This is a genomic window from Thioalkalivibrio sp. AKL12 (assembly GCF_000377925.1).
In the GTDB taxonomy this organism is placed as follows: Bacteria; Pseudomonadota; Gammaproteobacteria; order Ectothiorhodospirales; family Ectothiorhodospiraceae; genus Thioalkalivibrio; species Thioalkalivibrio versutus.
Genome location: NZ_KB898894.1, coordinates 154,827 through 177,430, shown reverse-complemented (window position 1 = coordinate 177,430; position 22,604 = coordinate 154,827). Strand labels below are relative to the sequence as shown.

Sequence of the window (22,604 nt, the reverse complement as noted above, 5' to 3'; positions counted from 1 at the left end):
GGCATGCGTTGGCTAATAAACACGCGTGGGTCGTACCGCCTGTCGCGCGCTCGCGGCACCGGCGAAGACCCGCTTTTTCGTCGCGGTCGAGCAACGTTGCCTGAGCCGAGCCTACTGGCCGGGATCCGTGTGTGGCACCGCATCGGTCTCCAGCATGAGTGACACACGACGGTTGGCGGCGCGGCCTTCCGGGCTGGCGTTGTCGGCAACCGGACGAGTGTCGGCCAGCCCGACCGCGCGGAGCTGGGCTGCGTCCAGCTCGCGGGCCACCAGGTAGCGCACGACGCCGCTGGCGCGAATCGAGGATAGCTCCCAGTTCGACGGGAAGCGCTCGGTCGCGATGGGGATGTTGTCGGTATGGCCTTCCACGGTGATGGTGCCGGGGTGGTCTTCCAGGATGGGGAGCAGATCCTGGAGCAATGATTGCCCATCCGGGCGCAGGTCGGCCTCGGCGGTCCCGAACAGGATGTCGTCGCGGATGCGCAGCTCCATTCGTCCAGGTTGCTCGACGACGTCCACACCCTCGGGGGCGCGCGCGCGTAATCGGCCGGCCTCGCGGCTTGGGGGCTGTTCGGCGACCACCTCCGGGCCGGAGCGCTCACCGACCGGCGCCTCCTCCAGGGCGGGCCGATCCAGCAGAGAGGAATGGACCAGGGGTTCGATGAGGGCGCTGCGGTCCGGGTGGGCCAGGGCGATCGGGCTGGCCGAGACCGCCCTCGGATCATCGTCACGCGGGTCCATGAAGGTGAGCATGATGACGAACACCACGATAACCAGGGTCAGAACGTCCAGATAGGTCAGGATCCAGGCGTGCTCGTCGTCGCGCTGGCGTTCGCCCGGGTAGGAACCGAGAAAGGCCTGCTCCGGGCGTGTGGCGGCGTGGGCATCCATCTCTGCCTGCAGCGCGTCGCGTTCGGCGGTGGAGGGGCTGGGTCCGGACATGGACTCAGCGCCGCTCCGTGGATTCGCCGCTGGCGCGTTCGTCCGCCTCGGGTTCTTCCTCGCCATTCGGGGCCGCCTGGCGGATCTCGTCGCTGTGATTCTCCATGAACGAGCGCAGGGTCTCGCGGATGTAGCCAGGTGAGCGTCCCTTGCGCATCAGCATGATGCCCTCCAGCACCATGGTCATCAGCACCACGCGCTCCTCGGTCCGGCGCTCCAGCTTGATGGCGATGGGCCGGAAGACCAGGTTGGCGAGCAGGATGCCGTAGAACGTGGTGATCAGGGCGATACCCAGGTTCACCGCGATGACGGTGAAATCGTCGTTTTCGGTGGTCAGCAGCAGGTTGATCAGGCCAATGAGCGTGCCGAGCATCCCGAACGCCGGGGCATAGGTGGCCATGGTTCGGAACATCTGCGCATCGGCCTGTTCACGGGCTCGCAGGCGCGCCATGCGCCAGTTCAGCAGGTCGGACACATCGTCCATCGGGGTGTCGTCGATGACCAGCTGGATGCCGGTGCGCAGGAACGGGTTGCGGATCTGGTCCAGGCGATCCTGGATGCGCCGCAGGTTTTGGGAGAACCAGTAGCGCGAGACCTGGACGATCTCCTCGAGATCCTGGGTGACGTCGTAGCGTTCCTCGCGGATCGCGTTGGCACCGGCGCGAAACACGCGCATCACCTCGTGGAAGGGGTAGCTCATCAGCGTGGCCGCGATGGTGCCGCCTACCACGATGCCGAGGCCCGGCAGGTTCAGAAAGGCGTCGATATTCTGCGAGGAAAACGCGATGACGCTGCCGAACACCAGCAGACTGCCAAGGATGCCGAGGAGGGTGGAGAGATTCATGCGTACTTCCGGAAGGAGACCGGGGTCAGCATAAAACACCGCCATCGTGAGCGTCTGCCTTGTCGTGCTACCCGCATTCCGGCGTAAACTCGGCTCGTCGACGATCAAGGAGTGTGGCGGGATGGATATGACTTGGGTGGTACTGGGGATCCTGGTTCTGTTGGTGATCTGGGGGGTGTGGACCTACAACCGCCTGGTGACCTCGCGCAACCGGTACAAGAACGCCTTTGCCCAGATCGACGTGCAGTTGACCCGCCGCTATGACCTGATCCCCAATCTGGTCAAGGTTGCGGAACGCTACATGAGTCATGAGCGCGACACGCTGGAGGCGGTCATCCAGGCCCGTAACAATGCGAAGGAAAGCCTGCAGGAGGTCGGCGGTGATCCAACCAACACCGAGGCCGTGCGCAAGCTCTCGAGCTCGGAACAGGGGCTGTCGGGGGCCTTGGGGCGGTTGTTCGCGCTGTCCGAGAGCTATCCCGACCTGAAGGCCAACGAGAACATGATGCAGCTGTCCGAAGAACTGACCAGTACCGAAAACCGCGTGGCTTACGCCCGCCAGGCCTTCAACGATGCCGTCATGCAGTACAACATCCTGCGCGAGATGTTCCCCAACAGCCTGATTGCCAACAACCTGGGGTTCCGCCCGGGGCAGCTGCTGGAGATCGAGGACCCGCAGAAGCGCGAGCCCGTGCAAGTGAACTTCTCCTGATACCCGAGGCGTCATGAATTTTTTCGAGCAGCAGGACCGGGCGCAGCGCCGGACGCGTTGGTTATTGTTTCTGTTCGGCCTGGCGGTACTCGCCATCGTGTTGGTGATGAATGCCATCGTGCTGGTGGTGTTCGGTCAGGCAGAGCCTGCCGCTGCGGGCGAACCCTGGCTGACCCGTGAGTTCCTTGCCAGCAATGTCGCCGTGATGGTCTGGACGACCGTGCTGACGGTTGGCTTGATTGGCCTGGGCAGTCTCTACCGCACGCTCGGTCTGCGCGATGGCGGCGGGGCGGTGGCCCGCGAACTCGGCGGGACGCGGGTGGATGGCGATACCCGTGACCCGCTGCGGCGGCGCCTGATGAACGTGGTGGAAGAGATCGCCATCGCCTCCGGCGTGCCGGTGCCCGAGGTCTACGTGCTCGAGCAGGAGGCCGGTATCAACGCCTTTGCCGCGGGTTACTCGCCGGACGACGCGGCCATCGCCGTGACCCGCGGGGCCCTGGAACAACTGGACCGCGATGAATTGCAGGGCGTGGTGGCGCACGAGTTCGGGCACGTACTCAACGGCGACATGCGCCTGAACATCCGCCTGATGGGGATGCTGTTCGGGATCCTGGTGATGGCCCTGATTGGGCAGCGTGTGCTGCTCGCCATGAGCCTGTCGCGCAATAACCGCAACGCCGGGGGCATCGTCGCCGCGGGCGTGGCACTGATCGTGGTGGGCTATATCGGGCTGTTCTTCGGGCGCTGGATCCGCGCATCCGTTTCGCGCCAGCGGGAATACCTGGCGGACGCCTCGGCGGTGCAGTTCACCCGGCAGCCGGAGGGTATTTCCGGAGCGCTCAAGAAGATCGGCGCCGCCCATACCGAGCTCGGGGCGGACACCGAGGAGGTCGGACACATGCTGTTCGCTTCCGGGGCCGTCAGTCAGATGTTTTCGACCCATCCACCGCTGGTCCAGCGCATCCAGGCGATCGAGCCGGGATTCAAGCCGGAAGAACTGGAGGCCATCCGCGAGCAGATGCAGAAGGATGCCCAGGCGCGTCGTGTCGAAAAGGACGCCCAGGCCGAGGCGGAGGAACGCGACCGCGACGCGACGGAACGCCCGGGTGGCCTGCTCCTGAATCCGGAGCGGCTGATGGAAAACATCGGCGACCCGGGTCTTTCGCAGATCCTCGGGGCGGGGCTGCTGGTGGCGGCGATGCCGGGGCCGCTGGAGCGCGCGGCGCATTCCGATGCCTGGGGTGTCGATGTCTTGTTGTACCTGCTGATCAGTAACGATCCGGAAGTACGCGATCACCAGCTCCTGCGGATTGCCGGCACGCGGGGGGCGGAGAGCGAGTCCCACGTCCGCACCCTGCTGGAGGCCGAACCCGAGCTGCGCCCGGACCTGCGCATTCCGCTGCTGGAGATGAGCTTTCCGGTATTGCGCCATCGCCCACGCGAGGAACGCCGGCAGCTGGAAGGCCTCATTGACGAACTGATCCGCGCCGACGGCCGGGTATCGGCGTTCGAATACGCGACCGGCCGTCTGTTGCGGCGCCAGTTGCGCGACCTGGAGCAGCCCGAACGTGCCCGCGCGGGCGGACGCGACCGGCTGGCTCGCCATGCTGCCCACGCGCAGGACACGCTGGCCGTGCTCGCCCACCACGGCCATCCGGATACCCCCGACAAGGCACGGGCAGCTCTGCGCGCGGGCCTTCTGGCCCTGGCGATCGAGGAGCCCACCGACGAGGCCATTGCCGCAGCTCTGGAGCGGACTGCCGATGAGGCCGCCTGGGCCGAGGGGCTGGATAGGGCGCTGGAGGCCCTGGATGCCCTGCGCCCGGCGGACAAGCAGACCCTCATCACGGCGATGCTTGCCACGATCACTCATGGCGGCCAGACGGTGGTCGCGGAAGTGGAGCTGTTGCGGGCGATCGCCGCCTCGCTGCACGTGCCGTTACCCGTCGCGGAGATGCCCGCCGCCGACGCGGAATAGTGCGGCCCGCTCCCGCGGGTGCGACGATCGGGGCCGCGCGGTATGATGCGGCCGCTCCGGGGGCGTGGCGGAACTGGTAGACGCATCGGACTTAAAATCCGCTGGGCGCAAGCCCGTGCCGGTTCGATTCCGGCCGTCCCCACCAATCATTTCTACCCGGGTGTGTGATCGTGGCCAGCCCCCAACCCTGGTACGTCTATCTCCTGGAGTGCCGCGGTGCCCGGGTCTATACCGGGGTCACACCGCGACTGGAGGCGCGCCTGGCCGCCCATCGTGCGGGGCGCGGGGCGCGTTTCACCCGCATGTACCCGCCGGAGCAGCTCCTGGGGGCGAAGGTGTTTCCCGGCCATGGCGAGGCACTGCGCGAAGAACAACGCATCAAACGCCTGCCACCGGCCGAGAAGCGACGTCTCGCGGCTACATGGAAGAGGCAGAACGATGGGCCCGAGGGCGCGCTCGATTACGAGGCGTGAAGCGAAGGTCCGTGTTGCGTCCATGCAACGGTTCAGCCTGGCCCGGGAAAGGCGCATAGTAGGGCTCTGAGCGTCCCTGTGAAAAGGCCCGGCATGCCCCAGTCCACGGACACAACCGAAGGATCCGAAGCGCGGCCAGCGGCCCAGCCGACCGACGCCCGCACCACCGAACCGCATATCAGCGGCCCGATTGTGGCGGCACTGATTGCCGGGTTGCTGTTTGCCCTGCTGTTCGTAGCGATCGACCAGGCCTGGAAACAGCAGATGGCCGACCGCTACCAGCAAGCGGTGGTCTCGGAGGCAAGCAGTGTTCGGACCCGACTGGAAAGCGTGCTGAATGGCTCGGTCCATGCGACGATCGGCCTTGCCGCTTATGCCTATGTCCACCCGGACCTGACCGAGGACGACTTCGATCGTGCAGCGGACCGTCTTTATCGCAGCCAGCCGGATCTGATTCGCTCTCTGACGCTGGCGCGCGGCGAGACCCTTGCGCTGGTCTACCCGCGCGACGGCAACGAGGGCGCGATCGGCCTTAACCTGGCGGAACATCCGGAGCAGGGTGCTTCTTATCGAGAAGTGCTGGAGAGGCGGCAAACCGTTGTCGCGGGGCCCTGGACGTTGGCACAGGGCGGGCGGGGCCTTCTGGTGCGCGCGCCAGTCCTGACTGATCCGGAAGATTCCCCGGAACTCGTCAATCCGTGGACACTGTCGAGTATTGCGCTGGATTTTGACACGGTCCTCAGCGAGGCGGGTCTGGCACCGCGCCCTCCCGACCTGCAACTGGCACTGCGCGGCCTCGACGGGACCGGCGCCGACGGTGAGGTCTTCTACAACCCCGAACAGATCGACGTGGCCAGCGCGCCGCTCGCGCTCGACGTGACGTTTGCCGGGGGCCAGTGGCAGATGCTTGCACACCCCGTCCCCAACCCATCGGCCACGGAGCGCCCGGCCGCCTGGTGGGTGATGGGCGTGGTCGGGCTGCTGGCGGTCAGTGGCTATACGTTCCGCGTGGGGGAGGGCATCCGTCAGCGGCGGGAGGCCCTCACACGCTATCAGGGACTTGTGAATAGTCTTGCGGACGCCACTCTGGTGGTCGCCGGGCGCCACGTACTTTGGGGCAACCCGGCCTTTACCCGCATGACCGGCCTGTCGCCGGATCCTGGCCAGACCCTGTCGGCGCTGGGGGTAATTCAGGCCGACGATCGCCGGCGCCTTCCCCCGGAGCTCGACTTTTCCATGGCATTGGAGGATCCGCGCGGGCGCGAGATCCGCGTCCACACGGCGGACGGAGCTCAGCGGTTTCATTTGCTGCGCTGGGTGCCGATTGACTGGGAAGGGCAGCGGGCCTTCCTGTTGAGCTTTGTGGATGTACACGACAACCGAATGCTGTTCAACGCGTTGAGCGAGGCCCGTGATCTTCAGGACGCGCTGTTCGAGGCCATGCCCGGCGATGCCCTGGTGATCGACGACACCGGCCTGGTTCGCGCGGTCTTTGGCGAAGCGCGGCGTGGCCAGGCACCCCAGCACACGGCCGCCGGCCACACACTGGCGGAACTGCTGCCGGATGAGGTCGCGCAGCGCTTTTCCGGCGTCGTGCGCCGGGCCTTGCGCGAAGGTGAATTGCAGGAGATTCAGTACCGCCTCCAGGCGAACGTGTTCCACGGAGGCGAGACGCGTCCATCACCGGAGGAAAGCCGCTGGTACGAGGCGCGGGTACGCCCGATTGACGCACCGTTCGAAGGCTCTTCGGCCGTGGTGTGGCACGCCCTGGACGTAACCGAGCGCAAGCAGCTGGAAGAACGCATGCAGGCCCTGGCCTGGGAGGACCCGTTGACCAGAACCGCGAATCGTGCGGCGCTGGATCGGGCATTTCCGCGGCTTGCGGCGCGAGCGGATCGCAAGGAGGGACAACTGGCGCTGCTGTTCATTGACCTGGACCGTTTCAAGCCGGTGAATGATCGGTACGGCCACGCCGTAGGGGACGAACTCCTGCGCCAGCTGGCGCAACGGCTTGCGGCCAGTCTGCGTTCGGATGACCTGCTGGTACGCCTGGGCGGGGACGAGTTCATCGTGCTGAGTGCGCCGTTGAATCGACGCGAGGAGGCCGGGAGGCTGATTGAACGGTTGCAGGCGGCTTTCCGCCAGCCGTTCGAGTTGCACCCCGGCCACATGGAACCGGTGGAGGAGAGCCTCTCGTGCAGTATCGGGGTCGCCTTCTATCCCCGAGATGGTCAGCGCCTGGCGGACCTGATGATGGCCGCGGACCACGCGATGTACCGTGTCAAGGCCGCCGGACGCAACGACGTGTCCTACGCGTCGGAGGCGGCGCCGGAATCCGGCACGGAGTGACGCGCCGGGGCGAACCGTGCCGCGGTTTGCGCCTCGAGGGGCTCGATCAGACCCAGCAGGTGATCGGCCAGCCATTCGCCGGCCAGCGGGGCATAGAGCAGACCGCGCGAGCCATGCGCCAGGCTCAACAGCACCCGGCCACCGGGATCCAGCCGGCTGCGCCCGACCAGCGGCAGGCGATCGCGGACCACGGCGCGTTCCCCGGTCCATTGCGCGAGGATCTCGACTGCCTGGGCATCCTGTAGCCCCGGCACCCAGGCCAGATGCTGCAGATTGGTCTGATCATCCTCGGCCTGAGGGGACCGTTCATTTTCGGCCCCTTGGGCCTCCGTGCGGCGATAGGTCGCGCCGATCCAGGCGGTGCCGTCGTCTCCCGGGATGCAGTAGCCCTGACCGGTTGCGACATAGCCACCCCAATCGGGGAAGGCCGCACGGACCCGGGTCATCTGACCGGTTACCGTGGAGATACCCGCTTGTTCCGGGCACAAGGTGGTGCCATCGCCGGCGGCCGTCGCCACCACGACCGCGTCGAAGTCTTCAGACCCAGTGTCGCTCTCAACCTGCACGGTACCGGCGTTGGACGACGGCTTCAGCGCCTGTACCGATTCCATGTGCAGGGGCGGCAGGGCGTGGGCCACGGCCTCGCAAAGGGCCCGCATGTCGATCGCCAGACCGTCCGGGTAGTAGATGTGTGGGTCCGCGGTGCAACCGGGCCCGCCAGGATCGAACAGCAGGGCCGCATGTTCGGGGCCCGCTTTCAGCAGACGTTCCACGCGCTTGCGTCCGTGGGCGCTGATGCCATGGAAGGCCACGCCCATTGCCAGCCGGATGCCGTATGCGCCGGTCGGGTCGAGCTGGCCGGCAAGGAAAGCGGTATGGCGCATCCCCGCGAGCGCCAGGGTATTCAGCTCCCCGTCCCGGGGGTGCAGGTTCGGTAGCAGGACGGCGGCCGGGTTGCCGGAGGCACCACCGCCGGCACCGTTCGGGTCGAAGACCGTGACCTCCACGCCTCGCGCCTGCAGGGCATGGGCGGCGCTGAGCCCGGCAATGCCGGCCCCCACGATGGCGACACGTTGCGGTACCGCGCAGGGTGCTGACTTCGCGGGCGACAGGGGCTCCCTAAGGGTCCCCACGAGACGCTCCCGTTTCGGGCCATGCCCCGGCACCCGGCGCACATCGAACCCCGTGCTCTCCAGGTCGCGTCGAACCTGACCGGCTGCAGTGTAGGTGCCGAATGTAGTACCCGGCGCGGAAAGCCGCGCCACTTGCCGGAACACCCCGGTGTTCCACAGGGCGGGATTGCTGCGCGGCGCGAACCCGTCAAAGAACCAGGCGTCCACGGTGCCGCGGATCTGTGCAAGAAGGGGAGCGGCGTCACCCAGGCCCAGGGTCAACGCGGCCCTGGCCTCGGGGAACTGGATTCGGTGGAGTCCGGGAACCGGTGGTGGATACTGGGCCCGTAACTGACGGGCGTCAGCATTGTCGAGGCCCAGGCGTTGGTGCAGGGCCGCAAGGTCGGCGGGTGCGAGCGGGTGGGCCTCGAGGCTCAACAGGGACAGGAAGGCGCCGGGGGGCGCGTGGCGTCGCCACTCCTGTAGCGCCAGCAACAGGTTGAGCCCGCTTCCGAAGCCGGTCTCGGCAAGCACGAAGCGCTGACACTGGCGGAAGCGCCGGGCGAGGTCGTTGGCCTCGATGAAGACCTCGCGCACCTCGGCATGCGGATCGCTGGAGCCGAAGTAGCCGTCCCCGTAGTCGGCGGCGAAAGGCTGTCCGTCACGCCATTCGAGGCGTGCCCAGTCGAGCAAGGGGGGGGAGAGCAAGGGTGTCGCCAAGGAGCGGGCCGTCACAGCCCGCCAGGCGCGATTGCGCGAGACGGGCCGTAATGGGAGGTTAGCGGGCCAGTTCTTCGAACGGGGTGAACGCCACCTGCTGGTTGCGCTGTCCGTTATCCAGCTGGGCCAGCAGGGTCTGGCTGATGGACTTGAAGCGGTCGAGCTCGTCGCCTTCCAGGGCGTCGCTTTCCGGCAGTTCCACGCGCATCGGGTTCTGGGGGCGGCTGTTCACGTGGATCTCGTAGTGAAGATGCGGCCCGGTACTGCGACCGGTATTGCCGGACAATGCGATGCGGTCGCCCCGCTCGACGGTCTGACCCGGGCGCACCAGCTGGCGGTCCAGATGCAGGTAGCGGGTGGAGTAGCCTTGACCGTGCTCGATCACGATGAAGCGACCGGCATACGGGTGGTTCTCGACGCGGGTTACGCGACCGTCGGCGGGTGCCTGGATCGGAGTTCCGATTGGCATGGCGAAGTCCGTCCCATGGTGCGGGGCCACACGTCCGGTCACCGGGTGACGACGATTCGGGTTGAAGCTGGAGCTGATGCGATAGTTGCCGGAAAACGGGCGGCGATCGAACGGGGGCAGAAGGCTTTCGCCATCCGGGGTGTAGAAGCGCCCGTTGACGTTGCGCGCCGCACGGATCTCGATGCGCTCGCCTTCGTAGTCGAATGCCAGCAGACGCAGGTTGAGCGGGGTGTCGTCGCCCACCAGGGTTTCCTGCTCGACCAGCAGGGTGAACTGATCGCCGGTACGGGCGTGGGTGCGCACCGGCAGGTAGCGGTCCAGCAGCACGGCCAGGGCGTTGGCCGCACGCGCGGAGATATCCGCCCGTTCGGTCAAGGCGTTGGCGATGTTGCCATCGATCTCGGCCGTAATGATCAGGTGGCTGACCTCGCGGCCGTTCTCGACTTCGCCGAGTTCGAACTCCCAGCCATCGGCCTCGCGGACCCACTCATGCCCACGGGCCCGGTCGGTCCACAGGCGCAGGCGAGTCAGGTAGCCCTCGTCGTCGACCTGCCATTCGATCTCCTGGCCGGGGCGCACACGGTTCAGGATCGAGGCGTTGTCGTCGTCGTCCAGCAGGCGGTAGAGGGTCGCCAGCGGGAGTTCCCATTCGCGTTCCCAGAGGCCCGTCAGACGCTCGCCTTTCTGCAGGGTGTGGGTGTACCAGTCGGTGTCGGTCGCTTCGGCGTCAGCGGCGACATCGGAGTCGCCGTCGAGATCGAAGGTCTCGTAGGACGTCGGGGCCTCGGCGTCCGGGTCGATTGCGGCGTCGTCGTAATCCGCGGCGGGCTCGCCCGGCAGGTCGGAGGCAAAAGCCACGGTCTGGGCGCCGCCCTCGAATGCGGCACCATGCGCCGTCCGTATCGACGCGCCGCCAGCCGGATGGTCCGTACGGGCGAGCGCGAGCTGGGATGCGGGGAGCGGATTGCCGGCGCCGATTTGCAGCGGTTGGGACGTCTCGGAGGGCTGGGAGGCAAGAAGCAGGCTGGTGCCCACCAGAATGGTGAGTCCGGCGGTCCCCGCCAGAAAGAAATGCAAAGTCTTTCTGTTGTTACCCATATGGCTGTTGCCCTGCAGAGTTTCCGCTTTATACCACGTTTTTTCGGGCAATAAACAGCGTCGGAAGGCGGTCTCCCGAAGTTTCGCGGCCTGCGCGTCTCAGGATCGAATCCCTACGCCCCGATTGAGCAGGACCAACGCAACCCCGTACATGACTGCAATGAACCCGGCAATGATGGCGAAGGACATGGCGATCGGGAAGTCACTATGGCCCAGGCTGCCGTAACGGAAGGCGTCGACCATGTAGAGGATCGGGTTCAGCATGGACACGCCCTGCCAGAATTCCGGCAACAGGCTGATCGAGTAGAACACCCCGCCCAGATAGGTCAGCGGCGTCAGGATGAAGGTCGGGACGATGGCGATGTCGTCGAAGGTGCGCGCGAAGACGCCGTTGATCAGCCCGGCGAGGGCAAACAGGATGGACGTCATCAGCACGATGATCAGCATTACGCCGGGGTTGTGGATGCTGAGTGGGCTGAAGAACAGCGAGACCAGCAGTACGGCCACGCCGACCGCCAGCCCCCGCGCCACGCCGCCAAAGACGAACCCAAGAATGATCACGCTGTTGGGGATGGGCGAGACCAGCAGCTCCTCGATGTGGCGCTGGAACTTGGAGCCGAAGAACGACGACACCACATTGGCATAGCTGTTGGTGATCACCGCCAGCATGATCAGGCCCGGGACGATGAAGTCCATGTAACGGTAGCCTTCCATCTCCCCGATGCGCTCGCCGATCAGCCCCCCGAAGATAATGAAGTACAGCGCCGTGGTAATGACCGGGGGCAGGACCGTCTGTACCCAGATCCGGGCAAAGCGCAGCACTTCCTTGCTGACGATGGTCCGGAAGGCGGTCCAGTAATCGCGCAGATGGGAGTCGCTCATGCCTGATTCTCCGGCTGCTCGGTGGTCCCGCTGGCGCCGGGGGTCAGATGGCTGGGGTCCTGGCCGGGGCGGGTCATGCGGATGAAGAGTTCCTCCAGCCGATTGGCCTTGTTGCGCATGCTCTGGACGCGAATCCCGGCCTGATCCAGCACCCGGAACAGGTCGTTCAGGTGCTGGCCGCTGCGGATATCGGCCTCCAGCGTCATCTCGTCCACCTGACGCAGGGAAATCGGGGAATCCAGCGGGATGCCGGGTGGCGGCTCGCTGAGATCCAGCACCATGGTCTCGGTCTCGAGCTTGGCCAGCAGCTGCTTCATCGTGGTGTTCTCGATGATCGCACCGTCATCGATGATCGCGATGTTGCGGCACAGCGTCTCCGCCTCTTCCAGGTAGTGCGTGGTCAGGATGATGCTGCGCCCGTCGGTGTTGATACGGGTAAGAAAGTCCCACATCGAACGCCGCAACTCGATGTCGACCCCGGCGGTGGGTTCGTCGAGAATCAGTAGGCGCGGTTCGTGGACCAGGGCGCGGGCGATCATCAGGCGGCGCTTCATGCCGCCGGAGAGCGTGCGCGCCATGTCCTTGCGCTTTTCCCAGAGCCCCAGCTCCTTCAGGTAGTGCTCGCAGCGCTTCCAGGCCTCGCGCCGGGGGATGCCGTAGTACCCGGCCTGATTGACCACGATCTCGCCAATCGGCTCGAAATTGTTGAAGTTGAACTCCTGCGGGACCAGCCCGATGGAGCGCTTCACTGCCTGCAGGTCGGTATCCACGTCATGGCCGAAGACCTTGACCGTGCCGGCGGTCTTGTTGATCAGCGAGGTAATGATCCCGATGGTCGTCGACTTGCCGGCCCCGTTGGGCCCCAGCAGGGCGAAGAAGCTGCCCGGGGCCACCTCGAGGTCGATGCCCTTGAGTGCCTCGAATCCGTTCTTGTAGGTCTTCTTGAGCCCGCGAATCTCCAGCGCTGGCGTCATCGTCACATCCTGTAAGGCTAGGGGAATACGACCCCGGAGGGTCGACAAGGCAGGTATTATGAAGGCTTTGAATTGTTTTCGAGGAAAGCCGCGTGGATTCTGTTTTTGTTGCGTCGTCCGACACCGCCGTTCCCCTGATCCCGGTCAGCCGCGAGTCGCTGCCGGTCCGCCTGGAGAGTGCGCCGGAGAGCTGGCGCAAATGGGTGGAAGCCTCCGGGTTCGAGGCGGAGCCGGGCGCAACCCTGCGCATCCCGGATACCGAGGGCGGGCTGGCGGCGGTGCTGGCCGGCTTCGATGCGGAAACTCCGATCTGGATGGTGGCCGCAGCGGCAGAGACCCTGGGAACGGGGGATTACCGTCTGGAAATCGATTCCCTGAACCCCGAGATCCAGAACCTGGCGGCCATAGGCTGGGGCCTGGGACGTTATCGCTTCGAGCGTTACCGCGAGGCGCAGGATCGCTCGCCGCGGCTGGTGTGGCCGGAAGACGCGGATCAGGCGCGGGTGCTCGCGTTTGTGGAGTCCATCGGGCTGACCCGCAACCTGATCAATACCCCGGCCGCCGACATGATGCCGGCCAATCTGGCGTTGAAGGCTCGGGAGCTGGCCGAGGAATTCGGCAGCAGCCTGCATCTGGTCAGCGACAGCGACAAGCTGGAGCAGGATTTCCCCTGTATCCATGCCGTGGGGGCTGCCAGCGACCACGGGGCCCGGGTGATCGAGCTGACCTGGGGGGCGCCCGACGCGCCGTCGCTGGTGCTGGTGGGCAAGGGCGTGTGCTTCGATTCCGGTGGCCTGAACCTGAAGCCCGGCAACTCCATGCGCCAGATGAAGAAGGACATGGGCGGGGCGGCGATCGTGCTGGGGCTTGCGCGCCTGATCATGGCGCAGGCGCTCCCGGTGCGGCTGACAGTGCTGATCGGGGCCGTGGAGAATGCCATCGGCGCCGGGGCCTTCCGCCCGGGCGATGTGCTGACCGCACGCAACGGCAAGCGGATCGAGATCGACAACACGGATGCCGAGGGGCGCCTGGTGCTGGCCGATCTGCTGGACCGCGCGGGTTCCTTCCATCCCGACCTGCTGGTGGACTTCGCGACCCTCACCGGGGCGGCGCGTGTCGCCGTCGGGACGGAGATCAGCGCCTGCTTCACCCAGGACGAGGGCTGGGCGCGGGCGCTGGTGGAGCCGGCGCGCGAATGGGATGACCCGGTCTGCCAGTTGCCGCTGCATACGCCCTATCGGTACATGCTGGACAGTGACGTGGCGGACATCGTGAACAGCTCTACCGGCGGCCACGGCGGCGCGATTACTGCCGCGCTGTTCCTGAAGGAGTTCGTCCCCGAGGGCACGACCTGGATGCATTTCGACATCATGGCCTTCAACGACCGCGCGCGCCCGGGGCGGCCCAAGGGCGGCGAGGCGATGGGCCTGAGGGCGCTGTTCGCGGCGTTGGAGTCGCGCTACGGGCAAGCGCGGTAGGGCGGGGGCCCGCGGGAATCAGATCAGGCTCAGGTCGCTGCGGGCGCGAATGATCTTGCGCAGGGCGATCAGATAGGCGGCGGTGCGGTAGTCGAGTACCTCGCCATTGCTTTCCATCTCGCGGACCTCGTGCATCTCGCGGAAGGCCTCGCGCATGGCGTCGTCCAGGCCCGAGCGGACCAGGTCGATCTCCTCGGCCCCGCGCACCACGGCATCGCGAATCCATTCGGGGACGCTCTCGTTGGTCATCATCTCGATGGCACTGACGATGTGCTGGCCCTGTGCCTGGTCGTAGCGGCGCTCCAGGCGCCCGAAGCGCATGTGCGACAGATTCCGCACCCACTCGAAGTAGGACACGATGACGCCGCCGGCGTTGACGTACACATCCGGAAGGATCGTGACCCCGCGATCACGCAGGGCCTGGTCCGCCTCCCAGGTGCAGGGACCGTTGGCCGCCTCGGCGATCAGGCGCGCCTGGATCTGGTCGACGTTGTCCCGATGGATCGCGCCTTCCAGGGCGGCCGGAATCAGGATGTCGCATTCGCGTTCCATGATGCGGTTGCCATCGCGCACGAACTCGACCCCCGCGAAACCCTCCATGGTGCCGCTGCGGCGCACGTAGTCGTGCAGGGCCTCGATATCGATCCCGTCCTCGGAATACACCCCGCCATCGCTCTTGATGACACCGACAATCTTCGCGTGATCGTCCTCCTGCAGGAAGCGGGCGGCGTAATAGCCCACGTTGCCGAAGCCCTGGATGATGATGCGCTGGTCGCCCAGCCCGCCCTCGAACCCGGCCTCGCGGGCCGCCGAGCCTTCGCGGAAAAAGGCCTGCAATGCGTACTGGACACCGCGCCCGGTGGCCTCCAGGCGCCCGCGTATGCCGCCCAGCTCGACCGGCTTGCCGGTCACCGATGCGGCATGGTCGAGGTCCTCCGGGTGGCGATCACGATAGGTCTCCATGATCCAGGCCATCTCGCGCTGGGACGTCCCCACATCCGGTGCCGGGACATTCTGGGCCGGGCTGATGTAGTCGCGTTGAATCAGTTCGTGGGCGAACCGTCGGGTAATGCGCTCCATCTCCCATTCGTTGTACTTCTGCGGATCGATGCGCAGGCCGCCCTTGGACCCTCCGAAGGGGATATCCACGATGGCGCATTTGTAGGTCATCAGGGCCGCCAGGGCCTCGGCGTGGTCCTGATCCATGGTCGGGGAGAACCGCAGGCCACCCTTGGCCGGCAGGCGATGGGCGGAATGCACCGCGCGCCAGCCCTTGAACACCTCGATGCGGTCGCGAAAGCGGATCGGAAAGCTCACCTGAATGACCGAGTCGCAGGTCTTGACGGCCTCCCGGGCCCCCTCGGGAAGATCGAGGTAGCCCATGGCCCGGTCGACCATGTGTGAGACACTATCGCGAAAGGTTTCAGGCACTTCGCTTTCCGACATGATGGCAATCCTTTCTGATTTTTGGGCGCCGCCTGCGCGGCATGGAGATTCTGTGAATGGGTGACGCGGGCCACGCTCCCGACCCGCGGTTTGCGGTTGCGCCGATGATGGACTGGACGGACACCTGGTGTCGCCGGTTCCATCGGCTGCTGACACGACGGGCATTGTTGTACACCGAGATGGTGCATGCCAACGCGGTCATCCATGGGGATCGCGACCGGTTGCTGGGGTTCTCCCCGGTGGAACACCCGATCGCGCTGCAGCTGGGCGGCTCCGATCCGGCCACCCTGGCGCAGGCCGCCCGCATCGCGGTGGATCGCGGCTACGACGAGATCAACCTGAACGTGGGTTGCCCCTCCGACCGTGTGCAGTCGGGCGCGTTCGGGGCCTGCCTGATGGCACAACCGGGACTGGTGGCCGAGTGCGTCGCAGCCATGCAGCAGTCCGTTGACGTCCCCGTCACCGTCAAGCACCGCATCGGCATTGACGACCAGGACTCGGAGGCCGACCTGCACGCCTTTGTCGAACGCGTGGCCACCGCCGGGTGCCGCCACTTCGTGGTGCACGCGCGCAAGGCCTGGCTCCAGGGGCTCAGTCCAAAGGACAATCGCGACGTTCCCCCGCTGGACTATCAGCGCGTCTATCGGCTGAAGGCCGAGTTCCCCGACCTGACGATTGTCCTGAACGGCGGACTGGACGACGTCGGCGCCGCGCGCGCGCACCTGGAGCATGTGGACGGGGTCATGTTCGGTCGGCTGGCCTACCACCAGCCCTGGAGCCTGTCGCTGGTGGACCGCCTGTATTTCGAGGGCGCGGACGACCCGACGCGCGAAGAGGTCCTGGAGGGCATCCTGGGGATTGCGGAGGGGATGCGCCGTGATGGCGTGCCGCTGGCGCGTCTGACCCGGCATATCCTGGGCCTGTTCCACGGCGAGGCGGGCGCACGCCAGTGGCGACGGATACTGACCGAGGGGGCCCATCACGCAGATGCCGGGCCGGAACTGATCGAGCGGGCCGCGCAGGCATGTCTCCCCCGGGCGGCCTGAGCGCCCGGAGTCGTTCCAGCGTTGCTATTCGCCCGGGTCGTCCGGTGCCAGCCAGCCGGCCTCGAGCCCATCCTCGAGGATCTGCCGGATCATGGGGATTGCCTCCTCCCATTCCGCGATGCTGAGCGTCTCCGCGCTACAGAAGGCCTCGAGAACATCCGCAGCAACCGCCTGTGCGGGATAGTCGTTTCCGGCGATGCACAGGATCGGGCCATCGGGGCCCTGGAACCACGCACGCCGGACGCCGGGGTGGATCGCAAAGCGATCTGCCGGGCCGGCAGTGGCCGCCAGCCCCGGGTCCCCCGGGGCGAGCTCGACGTTGCCGGCGGGGCGGGTCAGGAAACGCCCCAGATAGGCGTCCAGGTCGTGATCCTCCGCCGCCAGCAGGGCGCGCAGGGCTTCGCGCAGCGCCTCGCGATCCGCGGCGGGAAGCTCCGCCGCGTGCGCGGACGGGTGCCGACCCGGATCCTCGAAGCGCGCCTGGTCGCCGATCACGTTGGCGCGTTCCTCGAGAAACCCGGTCAGGACATCGAGGATGGTCGGGGCGCGAAATCCTACCGACCAGGTCATGCACTGGTCGTCCAGCGACAGTCCGTAATGCGGCAGGTTGGGGGGCAGGTAGAGCAGGTCGCCGGGGCCCAGCTCCCAGGTCTCGGTGGGATCGAATGCCCGCAGGATGGCAAGTGGCAGATCGTCGTGGCAATCCAGCGACCCCGGAGGGTCCTGGATCTGCCAGCGGCGCCGCCCCGCGGCCTGGAACAGGAAGACATCGTACTGATCCACATGCGGCCCGACCGAACCGCCGGGTGGGGCGTAGGAGATCATCAGGTCGTCCCGGCGCCAGCGCGGGATGAAGTCAAAGCGCGACAGGAAATCCGGGCCACCGGGCCAGAAGCGCTCCACGTCGGTGACCAGCAGGGTCCAGTCGCGTTCAGGAAGCTCGCCCAGCCGCTCGGCTTCGAAGGGGCCGTATTCAACATCCCAGTCCTGGCGGTCGACATGCCCGCTGACGATACGGCTGGCCGCGTCCGGATCGGTGGCCAGGCCGGCCAGGTCATCGGGCTCGATCGGATTCTCGAAACCGGCAATCGCGTCGCGCACCAGTAGCGGGCGCTGTTGCCAGTAGTCGCGCAGGAATTCGGCGGGCGTCAGGCCGCCGAGTAGCGCGAGCGGTTGGTTCGGGTCCGGGGCCGCCATGCCGCGCGCGGGATCAGAGTTCGCGCGCGAGTCGGTCGGCGATCCCGGTGTAGCTGCCTGGCGTCAGCTCGCGCAGGCGGGCACGGGCCTCTTCCGGGATGTCGAGGCCGTCGATGAACGCCGCCAGGCCCTCGGGGGTGATGCGCTGGCCCCGGGTCAGTTCCTTGAGCTTCTCGTAGGGCGACTCGATGCCGTAGCGGCGCATCACGGTCTGCACAGCCTCGCCGAGAACCTCCCAGTTCTGGTCCAGGTCCTCTGCTAGGCGTCCCGGCTCGATCTCCAGCTTGCCCAGGCCGCGGCCGAACGCCTTGTAGGCGATCAGCGACCAGGCGAATGCCAGGCCGATGTTGCGCAGCACGGTGGAGTCGGTCAGGTCGCGCTGGAACCGCGAAACCGGCAGCTTGCTCGCCAAGTGGTCGAACAGGGCGTTGGCCAGACCCAGGTTGCCCTCGGCGTTCTCGAAATCGATCGGGTTGACCTTGTGCGGCATGGTCGAGGAGCCGACTTCGCCGGCGACCACCTTCTGCTTGAAATAGCCCAGCGAGATGTAGCCCCAGATGTCGCGCGACGCATCCAGAAGGATCGTGTTCGCGCGCATGAAGGCGTGGAACAGCTCCGCCAGGAAGTCGTGCGGCTCGATCTGGGTCGTATGGGTGTTCGGTTCCAGGCCCAGACTCTCGATCATCCGGCGCGACAGGGACGGCCAGTCGACCTCGGGGTAGGCCACGGAATGGGCGTTGAAGTTGCCCACCGCGCCATTGATCTTGCCGAGGCAAGCCACCCCGGCGATCTCGGCGCGCTGCCGCTCCAGTCGCGCGACCACGTTGGCCAGTTCCTTGCCCATGGTGGTGGGGGAGGCGGGCTGGCCGTGGGTGCGCGCGAGCATGGGCTGTTCGGCGAAGCGGCCGGACAGTTCGCGCAGCGGCGCGAGCACGGCGTCCAGGGCCGGGATCATCACCATGTCGCGCGCCTCGCGGACCATCACGCCATAGGCCAGGTTGTTGATGTCCTCGGAGGTGCAGGCGAAGTGCACGAACTCGATCTGGCTCTGCAGGTCGGAGCGGTCCGCCATCTGTTCCTTGATGTAGTACTCGATCGCCTTCACGTCGTGATTCGTCGTGGCCTCGATCTCCTTCACGCGCGCCCCGGCCACTTCGTCGAAACTGAACGCGATCTCGTCGAGGAAGGCGCCGGCCGTATCGGTCAGCGCCGGGACCTCGGGGATCGCGGGCTCGGCGGCCAGGGCCTTGAGCCAGGCGATCTCCACCCGCACGCGGGCCTGCATCAGACCTTGTTCGGAGAAGTAGGGGGCCAGGTCGCGGGTATGCCGGGCATAGCGGCCATCGACGGGGCTGATCGCGGACAACGGGCTCAAGGACATGGGGATTCCGGGGTCGGGTTCGGGACAGGCGGCGCAGTATACTAAGGTGCTCAACTGCAATACAGCATCGCGCCACGCGCAAACCAGGAGGAAGGCATGTCGAAGCCCGCAATGCGTCAGGAACAGGACAGTCTCGGGACGGTGGAGGTCCCGGAGCAAGCCCTGTGGGGCGCCCAGACCCAGCGCGCTGTGGACAACTTCCACATCAGCGGGCGGCCGCTGCCGCAGGCCTTCATTCGCGCCCTGGCGCAGACCAAGGCGGCCTGCGCCGAGGCCAACCAGGCGCTCGACCAGCTCCCGGACGAGGTGGCCGGGGCGATCGTAGCGGCCGCCGAGACCATCGCCAGCGGCGAGCATGCCGATGCCTTCCCGGTGGATGTCTATCAGACCGGTTCCGGGACCAGCAGCAACATGAACATGAACGAGGTGATCGCAAGACTGGCCTCGAGTGATGCCTTGACGGTCCACCCGAACGATCACGTCAACCGTTCCCAAAGCTCCAATGATGTGATCCCCACCGCCCTGCATGTGGCTGCCTCCGTTCAGATGGAAAAGCAGCTGATGCCGGCCTTGCGTCATCTCATTGCGACCATCGCGCGGCGCGAGGGCGAACTGACCGCAATCGTGAAGACGGGACGCACCCATCTGATGGACGCGATGCCGGTGCGGATGAGTCAGGAGCTGTCCGGCTGGCGCCGGCAACTGGAACTGGACGTCGAACGCCTTCGCGACACGCGCGCGCGGGTCAACCGACTGGCGATCGGCGCCACGGCGGTGGGCACCGGCATCAATGCACCGGCCCAGTTCGGGGACCGGGTCACCCACCGCCTGGCGGAGCGCACCGGGATCGCCTTCGAGCGCGAACCCAACGGCTTTGCGGCACTGGCCAGCCAGGACACCGCGGTGGAGCTCTCCGGCCAGCTGCGCACCACGGCCACCAGCCTGATCAAGATCGCCAACGACCTGCGCTGGATGAATTCGGGCCCGCTGGCCGGACTGGGTGAGATCGCCCTGCCGGCCCTGCAACCGGGCAGTTCGATTATGCCGGGCAAGGTCAACCCGGTGATCCCCGAGGCGGTGATCATGGCCGCGCAGCAGGTCGTGGGCCTGGACGCCGCGGTCGCCGCCGCGGGACAGGGGGGTAATTTCCAGCTGAACGTCGGCCTGCCGCTGATCGCCGACAATCTGCTCAACCAGATGGGGCTGCTGGCGCGCGCGGCCGAACACCTTGCCGATCGGGCCATCACCGGCTTCACGGTCAACGAGGAGGTCTTGCGCGCGGCCCTGGACCGCAACCCGATCCTGGTGACGGCGCTGAACGCAGAGATCGGCTACGAGGCCGGTGCCCGGATTGCCAAGGAGGCGTACGCCAGTGGCCGGCCGATCGTTGATGTCGCGGCAGAACATACGGACATCCCGCGTGAACGCCTGCAGGCCTTGCTGAACCCGGCGACCCTGACCGAGCCCCAGACGGACTAGTCCAAGGCCGCTCGGGCCCATGGGTTCGGGGTGACGAACGGGGTCAGGCGGTTGCGGCTGGGAGCTGGACCCGGTCGCGGAGCAGGCCCCGCAGTGCGTCGAACGCCACCGGGTGCGAGAAATAGAAGCCCTGGGCCGTGTGGCAATCCAGCTGTTGCAGGATCTGCGCCTGGCGTTCGGTCTCCACGCCCTCCGCAATCACGTCCAGCCCCAGGGTATGGGCCATCAGGATGATCGCGCGGACGATCTGCGAATGTTCCTCGCCCTGGTCGAGATCCTTCACGAAGGAGCGGTCGATCTTCAGGGTGTCGGCCGGTATCTGCTTGAGTTGCACGAGGGACGCATGACCGGTTCCGAAATCATCCACCGCCAGGGACATGCCGGCGTGACGTAGTCGCTGGAAGACCCGCGCCGCCCCTTGGGGATCGTCCATGATCGCGGTCTCGGTGAGCTCCAGCTCGATACAGCGGGGCGGAATACCGGCCTCGCGGATAATGCGGTGGAAGGTCCCCGCAAGATCCGGCTGGCGCAGTTGGCGCGCGGAGACATTGATTGCGATACGCGGCAGTTCGTCTTCGGCCAGGCGCAGGGATTGCAGGTCCCGACAGACCTGGCGCAACACCCATTCCCCGATCTCCTCGATCAGGGTCATGTCCTCCGCCAGTTCGATGAAGTGGCTGGGGGGCAGCAGACCCAGCGTCGGGTGCTGCCAGCGAATCAACGCCTCCGCGCCAATGATTCGGCCGCTGCCCAACTCGATCTTGGGCTGGTAATGCAGTCTTAGCTGATCATTGGCAATTGCCTGCCCCAGTTCGTTTTCCAGCTCGAAGTGGCGGAAGGTGCGGGCGTTGAGGTCCTGAGTGTAGAACCGGAACCCGTTGCGACCGCGCTGCTTGGCCTCGTACATCGCCGCATCGGCGTTGCCGAGCAGGGTGTCCGCATCCTCGCCATCATAGGGGTAGACGGCAATCCCGCAGGAGACACTGCTGACCACCGGCTGATCGAAGATCTGCCGCTCGGTCGCCGTTTTGCGCACGACATCGGTGACCAGCCGGACAACGCCCTCCAGGCCATGGGTGTCCTCGACGAGGATGCCGAACTCGTCGCCGCCGAGACGCGACAGGGTGGTTCGCAGGTGGCGTCCCGAGCGTTCCCGGGCATGGTCCAGCAGAGCGGACAGGTCCTGGGCGACCTTGCGGATCAGCTCGTCGCCGGCACGGTGACCCAGCGAATCGTTGGTGCGCTTGAAGTTGTCCAGATCCAGCAGGATCAAGGCCACATGCCCCGCCGCGGCACCCGCGTGGCGCTCCATCGCCTGCGACAGCCGGTCGCTGAACAGCATGCGGTTGGGCAGGTTGGTCAGCGAGTCGTGGGACATGTGGTGCAGCAGCTCGCGTGACTGGCGCTCGGTGATGCGCTGCAGTGCCTTCTGGCGCCGGTCCATCATCTGAAACAGGTCGGCACTCTCCAGGGCATAGGCCGTGTTGAACAGCACCATGGTCAGTGTCGACAGGATCATCTCGTAGCGTTGCAGCTCCGCCTGCCGGAAGCGGGCGACGAACATCCCGCGAATCCGGGTGCGCGTCGAGATCACGTGCAGCATCACACTCTCGCCCTCGACCGGGGAGGGCAGACAGACCGGATGGTTCTGGTGCAGCGCCCAGGAGAACTGGCCATCCTGGATCAGTTGTTCGACGGTCTCCGACAGGTCCGGCGTCAGCTCCCCGGGGCGTTCCTGATAGTCGAGGTTGAACGAGCAGTCGTTGTCCAGGACGTACACCGCCATGTCCTGTGTCGGCAGCAGGCGCCGGATGGACTCGATGGTGTTCTGGATAATCAGTTCGGGACTGCGGTTGCGGTCGGTGTCACCGAAGATCGCCGTCGTCGAGGCGAGCACATCCATCGCATAGGCGTTGGCTTCCAGTGCTTCCTCGAGGAATCGGATGCGCTCATGGAGGGCATTGACCTCCTCGGGCGTGCGGTACGATGGGCTCATGCAACAGCGTCCTTTGCTTGCATAC

17 protein-coding genes and 1 tRNA gene are annotated in these 22,604 nt (G+C 66.4%); 8 read left to right on the top strand and 10 right to left on the bottom strand.

Annotated features, from left to right (window positions below; translation table 11 throughout):
- Positions 1-111: 111 nt before the first annotated feature.
- A complete protein-coding gene (locus tag D579_RS0106565; RefSeq protein ID WP_018145648.1) occupies positions 112-942 on the bottom strand; it encodes an OmpA family protein in 831 nt (276 codons plus the stop codon).
- Between the two features lie 4 nt (positions 943-946).
- A complete protein-coding gene (locus D579_RS0106560) occupies positions 947-1,786 on the bottom strand; it encodes a motility protein A (RefSeq protein WP_018145649.1) in 840 nt (279 codons plus the stop codon).
- 121 nt (positions 1,787-1,907) lie between these two features.
- On the opposite strand from D579_RS0106560, the gene D579_RS0106555 reads away from it, so the two are divergent.
- The 5 genes from D579_RS0106555 to D579_RS0106535 all read left to right on the top strand — a co-directional run bounded on the left by D579_RS0106555 (position 1,908) and on the right by D579_RS0106535 (position 7,301).
- Positions 1,908-2,498, top strand: coding sequence for a LemA family protein (locus D579_RS0106555; RefSeq protein ID WP_018145650.1), 591 nt, complete (start codon positions 1,908-1,910; stop codon positions 2,496-2,498).
- 13 nt (positions 2,499-2,511) lie between these two features.
- A complete protein-coding gene (locus tag D579_RS0106550; protein WP_018951469.1) occupies positions 2,512-4,479 on the top strand; it encodes a M48 family metallopeptidase in 1,968 nt (655 codons plus the stop codon).
- 58 nt (positions 4,480-4,537) lie between these two features.
- A tRNA-Leu gene (locus tag D579_RS0106545) sits at positions 4,538-4,624 on the top strand.
- A 19-nt stretch (positions 4,625-4,643) separates the two neighbouring features.
- Complete coding sequence (locus tag D579_RS0106540; RefSeq protein WP_018951468.1) at positions 4,644-4,952, top strand: GIY-YIG nuclease family protein; 309 nt, start codon at positions 4,644-4,646, stop codon at positions 4,950-4,952.
- A gap of 93 nt (positions 4,953-5,045) precedes the next feature.
- Positions 5,046-7,301 (top strand): diguanylate cyclase domain-containing protein, encoded by a 2,256-nt coding sequence (locus tag D579_RS0106535; RefSeq protein ID WP_018951467.1) that lies wholly within the window; start codon positions 5,046-5,048, stop codon positions 7,299-7,301.
- On the opposite strand, the gene mnmD is transcribed toward D579_RS0106535, so the two are convergent.
- The 4 genes from mnmD to D579_RS0106515 all read right to left on the bottom strand — a co-directional run bounded on the left by mnmD (position 7,262) and on the right by D579_RS0106515 (position 12,556).
- Entirely contained in the window at positions 7,262-9,106 is a 1,845-nt protein-coding gene (gene mnmD, locus D579_RS0106530; protein ID WP_018951466.1) for a tRNA (5-methylaminomethyl-2-thiouridine)(34)-methyltransferase MnmD, read from the bottom strand. The two genes, D579_RS0106535 and mnmD, sit on opposite strands and share 40 nt — an antisense overlap.
- A gap of 85 nt (positions 9,107-9,191) precedes the next feature.
- Positions 9,192-10,700 carry a peptidoglycan DD-metalloendopeptidase family protein gene (locus D579_RS0106525; protein ID WP_038050252.1) on the bottom strand — a complete coding sequence of 503 codons (1,509 nt, stop codon included), beginning with the start codon at positions 10,698-10,700 and terminating at the stop codon, positions 9,192-9,194.
- Positions 10,701-10,799: 99 nt separating this feature from the next.
- On the bottom strand, positions 10,800-11,582 hold the full coding sequence (locus D579_RS0106520; RefSeq protein ID WP_018169799.1) for an ABC transporter permease: 783 nt from the start codon (positions 11,580-11,582) through the stop codon (positions 10,800-10,802).
- Positions 11,579-12,556 carry an ABC transporter ATP-binding protein gene (locus D579_RS0106515; protein ID WP_018951464.1) on the bottom strand — a complete coding sequence of 326 codons (978 nt, stop codon included), beginning with the start codon at positions 12,554-12,556 and terminating at the stop codon, positions 11,579-11,581. The genes D579_RS0106520 and D579_RS0106515 overlap by 4 nt, the downstream gene beginning before the upstream one ends.
- Before the next feature lie 92 nt (positions 12,557-12,648).
- Here D579_RS0106515 and D579_RS0106510 point away from each other — a divergent pair, with 92 nt between their 5' ends.
- Entirely contained in the window at positions 12,649-14,034 is a 1,386-nt protein-coding gene (locus tag D579_RS0106510) for a M17 family metallopeptidase (RefSeq protein ID WP_018937563.1), read from the top strand.
- 18 nt (positions 14,035-14,052) lie between these two features.
- On the opposite strand, the gene D579_RS0106505 is transcribed toward D579_RS0106510, so the two are convergent.
- Positions 14,053-15,480 carry a Glu/Leu/Phe/Val dehydrogenase gene (locus D579_RS0106505; protein WP_018937564.1) on the bottom strand — a complete coding sequence of 476 codons (1,428 nt, stop codon included), beginning with the start codon at positions 15,478-15,480 and terminating at the stop codon, positions 14,053-14,055.
- A 56-nt stretch (positions 15,481-15,536) separates the two neighbouring features.
- Between D579_RS0106505 and dusA the strand changes: the two genes are divergently transcribed.
- A complete protein-coding gene (dusA, locus tag D579_RS0106500) occupies positions 15,537-16,526 on the top strand; it encodes a tRNA dihydrouridine(20/20a) synthase DusA (protein WP_018951463.1) in 990 nt (329 codons plus the stop codon).
- 24 nt (positions 16,527-16,550) lie between these two features.
- On the opposite strand, the gene D579_RS0106495 is transcribed toward dusA, so the two are convergent.
- The gene (locus D579_RS0106495) at positions 16,551-17,723 is read right to left on the bottom strand and encodes a cupin domain-containing protein (RefSeq protein ID WP_018951462.1); all 1,173 of its coding nucleotides are present in this window, start codon (positions 17,721-17,723) and stop codon (positions 16,551-16,553) included.
- A 13-nt stretch (positions 17,724-17,736) separates the two neighbouring features.
- The gene (purB, locus tag D579_RS0106490) at positions 17,737-19,104 is read right to left on the bottom strand and encodes an adenylosuccinate lyase (RefSeq protein WP_018951461.1); all 1,368 of its coding nucleotides are present in this window, start codon (positions 19,102-19,104) and stop codon (positions 17,737-17,739) included.
- A 96-nt stretch (positions 19,105-19,200) separates the two neighbouring features.
- Between purB and D579_RS0106485 the strand changes: the two genes are divergently transcribed.
- Positions 19,201-20,583 carry a lyase family protein gene (locus D579_RS0106485; RefSeq protein ID WP_018951460.1) on the top strand — a complete coding sequence of 461 codons (1,383 nt, stop codon included), beginning with the start codon at positions 19,201-19,203 and terminating at the stop codon, positions 20,581-20,583.
- 43 nt (positions 20,584-20,626) lie between these two features.
- Here the strand turns inward: D579_RS0106485 and D579_RS0106480 are convergent, their stop codons facing one another.
- The gene (locus tag D579_RS0106480; protein WP_018951459.1) at positions 20,627-22,579 is read right to left on the bottom strand and encodes a bifunctional diguanylate cyclase/phosphodiesterase; all 1,953 of its coding nucleotides are present in this window, start codon (positions 22,577-22,579) and stop codon (positions 20,627-20,629) included.
- Positions 22,580-22,604 lie beyond the last annotated feature (25 nt).

Excerpts from the sequence above, each read along its gene's own strand:
- purB (WP_018951461.1), bottom strand. The coding sequence starts at position 19,104 with ATGTCCTTGAGCCCGTTGTCCGCGATCAGCCCCGTCGATGGCCGCTAT.
- D579_RS0106515 (WP_018951464.1), bottom strand. The coding sequence starts at position 12,556 with ATGACGCCAGCGCTGGAGATTCGCGGGCTCAAGAAGACCTACAAGAAC.
- dusA (WP_018951463.1), top strand. The coding sequence starts at position 15,537 with ATGGGTGACGCGGGCCACGCTCCCGACCCGCGGTTTGCGGTTGCGCCG.
- D579_RS0106480 (WP_018951459.1), bottom strand. The coding sequence starts at position 22,579 with ATGAGCCCATCGTACCGCACGCCCGAGGAGGTCAATGCCCTCCATGAG.
- D579_RS0106535 (WP_018951467.1), top strand. The coding sequence starts at position 5,046 with ATGCCCCAGTCCACGGACACAACCGAAGGATCCGAAGCGCGGCCAGCG.
- D579_RS0106505 (WP_018937564.1), bottom strand. The coding sequence starts at position 15,480 with ATGTCGGAAAGCGAAGTGCCTGAAACCTTTCGCGATAGTGTCTCACAC.
- D579_RS0106525 (WP_038050252.1), bottom strand. The coding sequence starts at position 10,700 with ATGGGTAACAACAGAAAGACTTTGCATTTCTTTCTGGCGGGGACCGCC.
- D579_RS0106555 (WP_018145650.1), top strand. The coding sequence starts at position 1,908 with ATGGATATGACTTGGGTGGTACTGGGGATCCTGGTTCTGTTGGTGATC.
- D579_RS0106560 (WP_018145649.1), bottom strand. The coding sequence starts at position 1,786 with ATGAATCTCTCCACCCTCCTCGGCATCCTTGGCAGTCTGCTGGTGTTC.
- D579_RS0106485 (WP_018951460.1), top strand. The coding sequence starts at position 19,201 with ATGTCGAAGCCCGCAATGCGTCAGGAACAGGACAGTCTCGGGACGGTG.
- D579_RS0106495 (WP_018951462.1), bottom strand. The coding sequence starts at position 17,723 with ATGGCGGCCCCGGACCCGAACCAACCGCTCGCGCTACTCGGCGGCCTG.
- D579_RS0106550 (WP_018951469.1), top strand. The coding sequence starts at position 2,512 with ATGAATTTTTTCGAGCAGCAGGACCGGGCGCAGCGCCGGACGCGTTGG.
- D579_RS0106565 (WP_018145648.1), bottom strand. The coding sequence starts at position 942 with ATGTCCGGACCCAGCCCCTCCACCGCCGAACGCGACGCGCTGCAGGCA.
- D579_RS0106520 (WP_018169799.1), bottom strand. The coding sequence starts at position 11,582 with ATGAGCGACTCCCATCTGCGCGATTACTGGACCGCCTTCCGGACCATC.